Origin of the sequence: Kitasatospora sp. NPDC093558 (genome assembly GCF_040683475.1) — a bacterium.
In the GTDB taxonomy this organism is placed as follows: Bacteria; Actinomycetota; Actinomycetes; order Streptomycetales; family Streptomycetaceae; genus Kitasatospora.
In genome coordinates, this window is the sequence record NZ_JBFBDY010001036.1 from 1 (window position 1) to 1,670 (window position 1,670).

Here is a 1,670-nt window from a genome sequence, read left to right on the forward strand (position 1 = left end):
CCTTGGGCGGCGGGGTTCCGGCGCGATCGCCGGCTCAGCCGTGGCTCAGCGGCGGCTCAGCGGCGGCGGCTGAAGATCCGCTTCACGAGGTAGATGATGCCGAAGATCAGCAGGACGACGAAGAGGATGATCAGGATGATCACGACCAGCAGGAACTTGCCGAGCTTGGCGAAGAACCCGGACTTCTTCTTCTGGGGCTGCGGCGCCGCCAGCTGCGCGGCCGACTGCGCGCGGTCGGCAGCCGCCACGGACGTCACGGCGTGCGCGGCGGACGCGGCGTGCGCGGCGGACGCGGCCCGGTCGGGGACCGTCGTGGACTGAGCGACCGCCACCGCGCGGGGTGCGGCCGTCGCGGACGCGCCCGACGCCACGGCGCCGAGGCCGAGGGCGGCCAGCAGCACCACCAGGGCGCCGGCCGTCGAACGTGCGATCCGGTGAGTCATCGTGCTCCTCGTACTTCGGCGCCCGGATCCTGCCCGGGCGTCAACCATGGTTGATGACGACGCGCCCCGGCCTGCGGGTTCCCGTTCGGCGGCCGCAATTCGCCGAGGTGCGCCCCGGAAACGGGTCCGGGCGCGTAGACCGCGCACCGACCGCGCATCGACCGCGCGTCCACCAGGCGCCGCGACCGCCGTCAGCGCCTGGTGCCGCAGGACGGGCAGAACGCCGATCTGTCCGGCACCTCCTTGTGGCAGCTCGTGCACTCCGTCGGCTGCGCCAGCCGGTGCCCGCAGCCCGGACAGAACGGCGTGCCGTGCGTCTCCGCCGAGCACTGCGGACACACCAGCTGCCGCCGCGCGTTCACGTCGAACTCCGCGCCCGACTGCTGGCCGACGCTGTAGGCCCGCTCGGACACCATGTCGTTGAGGCCGCGCCGCTGCGCCACCATGGCCTCGGCGGCGGTGTCCGGCGCGCAGGTGAGGCACAGGCCCTGGCCCGGGTCGAAGCAGCGCCCGCACACGTACGTGGTGCAGCGCCCGCAGCGGTTGAAGTGGGTCTGGGCGTTGGTGATCGCGCGCTGGAACGCGGCGTCGCGTGCGCCGCCCCAGGTGTGCCCGGCGAGCCCGTCGGCGGCGTTGCTGATGGTGTTGGCGTTGCCGCCGATGAGGTTCCAGGCGGCGCTGACGCCCTTGCCGATCCACCCGGCCACCTGGCCGGTGGTGAACGCCTCGAAGGGCGAGCGCCACGTGTCGGAGCAGCGGTAGCAGTAGAACTCGAACTGGAAACCCGCCCCCGTGCCGTACTGCTCGCACATGTCGCGGTAGTTGCTGCTGAAGTAGATCTCGGAACTCACGTCGTCCCCGGAAGGTCAAGAAGTGGCAGGTGGGCGGTCCTCACGTCGACCGCGCCCGAAGGGACGTTCGCACGGACCGGGCCGGTTCCGCCAGGTCCCGCGGGTCAGTTGAAGCACGAACAGGGCCGAACCGTGACATTCGCGGGCCCCTGGCCCCCGCCCGGCCCGAACACGCGGCGCACGGCCGCTCACGGGACCGCCGATCACCCGGGCCGGTCCGTCACAGGCCCGCCACCGGGAGCAGCACCACGCGCGACGGGTCGAACCGCTCCCAGCCGGCCGGGCGGCCACCGCGGGTGACCCGCAGCCGGCACCAGCGCTCGCCGCCCGCGTCCTGCCACCAGCCGCTGATCCGCCCGAGCTCCCAGGAGCCGTC

The 1,670-nt window shown here is 73.2% G+C and carries 2 protein-coding genes; both read right to left on the bottom strand.

Annotated elements, in window-relative coordinates:
- Window positions 1-56: 56 nt before the first annotated feature.
- Window positions 57-443, bottom strand: a complete 387-nt coding sequence (locus AB0O00_RS38210) for a hypothetical protein (protein WP_363659290.1) — start codon at window positions 441-443, stop codon at window positions 57-59.
- 191 nt (window positions 444-634) lie between these two features.
- Window positions 635-1,294 carry a zinc ribbon domain-containing protein gene (locus tag AB0O00_RS38215; RefSeq protein ID WP_363659291.1) on the bottom strand — a complete coding sequence of 220 codons (660 nt, stop codon included), beginning with the start codon at window positions 1,292-1,294 and terminating at the stop codon, window positions 635-637.
- Between the last annotated feature and the right edge of the window lie 376 nt (window positions 1,295-1,670).